General features: G+C 64.4%; 6 protein-coding genes. 2 read left to right on the top strand and 4 right to left on the bottom strand.

Annotated elements, in window-relative coordinates; all coding sequences use genetic code 11:
* The 4 genes from rpsK to infA form a co-directional block, all read right to left on the bottom strand.
* Positions 1–386 (bottom strand): 30S ribosomal protein S11 (rpsK, locus tag VGH54_RS03170; RefSeq protein ID WP_331510480.1); only part of this gene is annotated, 386 nt, incomplete at its 3' end.
* Between the two features lie 3 nt (positions 387–389).
* Complete coding sequence (rpsM, locus tag VGH54_RS03165; RefSeq protein ID WP_331510479.1) at positions 390–764, bottom strand: 30S ribosomal protein S13; 375 nt, start codon at positions 762–764, stop codon at positions 390–392.
* A gap of 239 nt (positions 765–1,003) precedes the next feature.
* Complete coding sequence (gene rpmJ, locus VGH54_RS03160; RefSeq protein WP_003879483.1) at positions 1,004–1,117, bottom strand: 50S ribosomal protein L36; 114 nt, start codon at positions 1,115–1,117, stop codon at positions 1,004–1,006.
* A gap of 47 nt (positions 1,118–1,164) precedes the next feature.
* Complete coding sequence (infA, locus tag VGH54_RS03155) at positions 1,165–1,386, bottom strand: translation initiation factor IF-1 (protein ID WP_003418601.1); 222 nt, start codon at positions 1,384–1,386, stop codon at positions 1,165–1,167.
* Between the two features lie 249 nt (positions 1,387–1,635).
* On the opposite strand from infA, the gene VGH54_RS03150 reads away from it, so the two are divergent.
* Both VGH54_RS03150 and VGH54_RS03145 read left to right on the top strand, forming a co-directional pair.
* Entirely contained in the window at positions 1,636–3,312 is a 1,677-nt protein-coding gene (locus tag VGH54_RS03150; protein ID WP_331510478.1) for an FAD-dependent oxidoreductase, read from the top strand.
* Positions 3,309–4,802: ATP-binding protein (locus tag VGH54_RS03145; RefSeq protein WP_331510477.1), on the top strand; the 1,494-nt coding region annotated here is incomplete at its 3' end. The genes VGH54_RS03150 and VGH54_RS03145, both read left to right, overlap by 4 nt.

The following is a 4,802-nucleotide window of genomic DNA, read 5'->3' as shown; positions in this document are numbered from 1 at the left end:
TTGTGCGGCTGGGGGGTGACGTCAGAGATCGCGCCGACCTCCAGGCCGGCGGCCTGCAACGACCGGATCGCGGTCTCGCGGCCCGAACCCGGGCCCTTCACGAACACGTCGACCTTCTTGACGCCGTGCTCCTGCGCTTTGCGGGCAGCGTTCTCGGCGGCCAGCTGCGCGGCGAACGGCGTCGACTTACGCGAGCCCTTGAAGCCGACATGACCGGACGACGCCCACGCCAGGACGTTGCCCTGCAGGTCGGTGATCGTCACGATCGTGTTGTTGAACGTGCTCTTGATGTGCGCGGCACCGTGCGGGACGTTCTTCTTTTCCCGCCGCCGGGTTTTCTGGCCCTTCTTGGGCGCAGAGGCGGCCGCCTTCTTTGCTGGGGGCATGACTTACCTGGCCTTCTTCTTGCCGGCGATGGTGCGCTTGGGACCCTTGCGGGTGCGCGCATTGGTCTTGGTGCGCTGACCGCGCACCGGCAGGCCGCGGCGATGCCGAAGGCCCTGGTAGCAGCCGATCTCGATCTTGCGACGGATGTCGGCCTGCACCTCGCGACGCAGATCACCCTCGACCTTGAGGTTGCCTTCGATGTAGTCGCGCAGATGGGTCACCTGATCGTCGGTGAGGTCCTTGGTGCGCAGGTCTTTGTCGATCCCGACGGCGGCCAGGATTTCGTTGGACCGGGTACGGCCAACGCCGTAGATATAGGTCAACGCGACCTCCATGCGCTTATCGCGCGGGAGGTCAACGCCCACTAGTCGAGCCATGGGTGGCATTCCTTCTCTATGCGGAGGTCTGTTCTCAGCCCATTCCCTGGCCCAGAAAACAACTCGGGGCTCCGGGGTCCGGCCTCCGTTCCGGACGAGGCTGAGCTGGCCCATCTCTATAGATGCCAGCCGGCTCAGTGGTGCTGGGAGGTCTGCATTCAGTTGTATGCGCAGTGCGCGGGCGCTGGTCACATGGCGTCGACCCGCTGCGCCCGGCTATGCCGCGCTTGCGATCGCCGCTAGCCCTGGCGCTGCTTGTGGCGCGGATCAGAGCAGATCACCATGACCCGCCCATGCCGACGGATCACCCTGCATTTGTCGCAGATCGGCTTGACGCTCGGGTTCACCTTCACGGCTTGTGGATCCTGTTCTGTCTCTCGTCGGTTACTTGTTCGGGCTTTTACTTGTAGCGGTACACAATGCGGCCACGGGACAGGTCGTAGGGAGACAACTCCACCACCACCCGGTCCTCGGGCAGGATGCGGATGTAGTGCTGCCGCATCTTGCCACTGATGTGGGCGAGCACCTTGTGGCCGTTTTCCAGCTCAATGCGGAACATCGCATTGGGCAGGGGCTCGACCACGCGGCCCTCGACCTCTATGGCGCCGTCCTTCTTGGCCATAACGTCTCTGAAATCCTCATCTTTGGTTTCGTTGCTTCTACGCCCGGATCAGCGCAGCATTCGCTGGCCTTGCAACGTGAGCCAGTGACAGGAAATTCCTAAGACAGGGCACGCGAGAAACCAGCGCGATGACGCACCGTTGCTCCACGATACCCGCTGATTCGTGCTGGCCAAAATCGCTGTGGGCGGAATCGAACCCGCCAACCTCGCCCCCACACGGCAGCTCTGACAAGCGCATACTTAACGCCGATGACAAGTTCCGCAAATCCTGACGCACAGGCCCGCAAACCGGTGATGCTGACCGTCGACGACGATCCAGGGGTGTCCCGGGCCGTTGCCAGGGATCTGCGACGCAAATACGGCGATGCCAATCGGATCGTACGGGCGGAATCGGGCCCGGACGCGCTGGCCACCCTCAAGCAGCTCAAGTTGCGAGGTGAGACGGTCGCGATGCTCGTCGCCGACTACCGGATGCCCCAGATGACCGGTATCGCCTTCCTCGAGGCGGCGATGGACCTCTATCCGGCCGCCAAGCGGGTGTTGCTGACCGCGTACGCCGACACCCATGCCGCCATCGACGCCATCAACGTCGTCGACCTGGACCATTACCTGCTCAAGCCGTGGGATCCGCCCGAGGAGAAGCTGTACCCCGTCGTCGACGACCTGCTGGAGGCCTGGAAGCGAGCGCCGGAACGCCCCATCCCGCACACCAAGGTGATCGGTCACCGCTGGTCGGCACGATCCTGGGAGGTGCGTGACTTCCTGGCCCGCAACGGGCTGCACTACAACTGGTTCGCCTCCGACGAGCCCGTCGGCGAGCAACTGCTGCAAGCGGCCGGCGAAGACGGCAGGCGGCTCCCGGTCGTCGTCACCGAACACGGCGACCCGCTCGTCGACCCAAGCAACGCCGAACTGGCCGACACATTGGGCCTGACCACGACGCCGTCACAAGACTTCTACGACCTGATCGTGGTTGGCGGTGGGCCCGCGGGCTTGGCCGCCGCCGTCTACGGCGCTTCCGAGGGCCTGCGCACGGTGCTGATAGAGACAACTGCGACGGGCGGCCAGGCCGGCCAGAGCTCGAGGATCGAAAACTATCTCGGCTTTCCCGACGGGGTATCCGGCGGCCAACTGGCTGATCGCGCGCGCAGGCAGGCGGAGAAGTTCGGCGCGGAACTGATCACCGCCCGCACGGCCACTGCCCTGGAGATCAGCGGACCGAAACGCACGATTCGGTTCGCCGACGGCGGTTCCATCGACGCGCACGCGGTCATCGTCGCCACCGGCGTCGCCTACAACGAGCTGACGGCGGACGGCTGCGAAACGTTGAAAGGTCGCGGCGTGCACTACGGGGCCGCAGTGTCCATCGCCTCCGAATGTGAGGGCGAAGAGATCTACGTGATCGGCGGGGCGAACTCCGCCGGCCAGGCCGCGATGTATCTGTCCCGCGAGGCCAAATCTGTCACGATCGTGGTGCGAGCACCGTCGCTGGAAGCGTCGATGTCGCACTACCTGATCGAGCAGATCGAGCAGCGACCCAACATCACGGTCCGTACCTGCACCGAAGTGCAGTGCGCGATTGGAAGCGATTACCTCGAACGACTGACTCTTATCGACAACCGGACCGGGCAAACCGATGACGTCGGCTGCGCCAGGATGTTCATCTTCATCGGCGCGGCACCGCGCACCGACTGGCTCAAGGACACGCTTGCCCGCGACGATCACGGCTTCATCCTCACCGGCCCGGATCTGCGCAACGTGTGTGGTTGGACGCTGGACCGTCCACCGCACCACCTGGAGACCAGCGTGCCGGGCGTGTTCGTCGCCGGCGATGTGCGCTCCCAGTCCGCGAAACGGGTCGCGGCCGCGGTGGGGGAAGGATCGATGGCCGTGATGTTGGTTCACCGTTACCTGGCGGAGTCATGACTGCCCAGCTCCCCTGCGACGCAGACGAATTGCGCACCCTGTTCTTGTTCGAGGCGCTCTCCGACGAGCAGCTCGAGACCCTGTGTGTCAACGGGCATATCGAGGAATTCCAGCCGGGACCGATCATCGTTGAGGGCGAGCCGGCGACCTGTTTCTACGTTCTGATCGAGGGCGAGCTGGCGATGTCGAAGCTCTCCGGCGGCCAGGCCATCGAGACGAACCGGACATCACACCGCGGCGTGTATTGCGGTGCCTGGCGGGCGTTCACCGGCGGGAAGCAAAAGCTCTACGACGCGTCGGTACACGTGATCAAGCCGTCGCGGTTCTTCGTCATGGACGCCCCGGTGTTCGCCGCGTTCATGAAGGACCAATTCCCGATGGCGGTCCATCTGCTTGACGGGATCGCGGTGGGCACCGACCGGACCCGCCGGATCATCGACAACCGGGAGAAGCTGCTCGCGCTGGGCCGGTTGTCGGCCGGGCTGACCCATCAGCTGAACAATCCGGCCGCGGCCATCGCACGGGCCGCCGACGAGCTGCGCGGCCGGATCTCGCGCATGCGCGGGAAATTGGTGATGCTCGCCGACGGCACTGTCAGCGCTGAGACGCTGAACGCATTGGTGCGGTTGCAGGAGGCGGTCGCCGAGCAGGTCGCCAAATCGGCGGCGCAGCACCTGACCGCGATCGAATCCACCGACCGCGAGGACGCCGTGGGCGAGTGGCTCGAGGACCACGACATCGACGGCGGGTGGGACATCGCACCGACACTCGTCGAAGGCGGCGTCGACACCGACTGGCTGGAGCGGATTGCCGCAACCGCCGAGGAATTGGATGCTTCTGCATCGGTGGAGGAGGCGGTCCGCTGGATCAGCTACACCATCGAAAGCGAGCTTCTGATGAACCAGATTTCGGAAGCGAGCAAACGGATTTCGGCCCTGGTCGCCGATGCCAAGCAATATTCCCGGATGGACCGGGCTCTGTTCGACGTGGCCAACGTGCACGAACTGCTGCGCAGCACACTGGTGATGTTCGCCGACCGATTCGGCAAAGACGGCAGTAAGAACAGCGGCGCGATCACAGTGGTCAAGGAGTTCGACCAATCGCTACCCGAAATCCCTTGCTTTCCAGGCGATCTCAACCAGGTCTGGACCAACATTATCGACAACGCACTGGCGGCGATGCGCGAGAAGGGCGGCACACTGACCGTCCGCACCGGCAGGGAAGGCGACAAGCTGGCCCGCATCGAGATCTGCGATACCGGGCCCGGTATCCCCGACGAGGCGCGCGAGCACATCTTCGAGCCGTTCTTCACCACCAAACCGGTCGGCGAGGGCACCGGCCTCGGGCTGGATTTGGCGTGGAACATCGTCGTGAAGAAACATCGCGGGGATTTGCGCGTGGAGTCCGTGCCCGGCGATACCCGCTTCATCGTGTTGCTGCCCCTGGAAAAACCGCGCGTCGAGGATTTGGCGGATCCCGATCTGGATGAA

The sequence above is a fragment of the Mycobacterium sp. genome, assembly GCF_036488105.1.
Lineage (GTDB): Bacteria > Actinomycetota > Actinomycetes > Mycobacteriales > Mycobacteriaceae > Mycobacterium.
The sequence above is the reverse complement of the archived record's forward strand: the minus strand, read 5'-3'. Positions and strand labels throughout refer to the sequence as shown.

Bases quoted from the DNA above. Each gene is read 5' to 3' on its own strand.
- rpsM (WP_331510479.1), bottom strand. From the start codon at position 764: ATGGCTCGACTAGTGGGCGTTGACCTCCCGCGCGATAAGCGCATGGAG.
- infA (WP_003418601.1), bottom strand. From the start codon at position 1,386: ATGGCCAAGAAGGACGGCGCCATAGAGGTCGAGGGCCGCGTGGTCGAG.
- VGH54_RS03150 (WP_331510478.1), top strand. From the start codon at position 1,636: ATGACAAGTTCCGCAAATCCTGACGCACAGGCCCGCAAACCGGTGATG.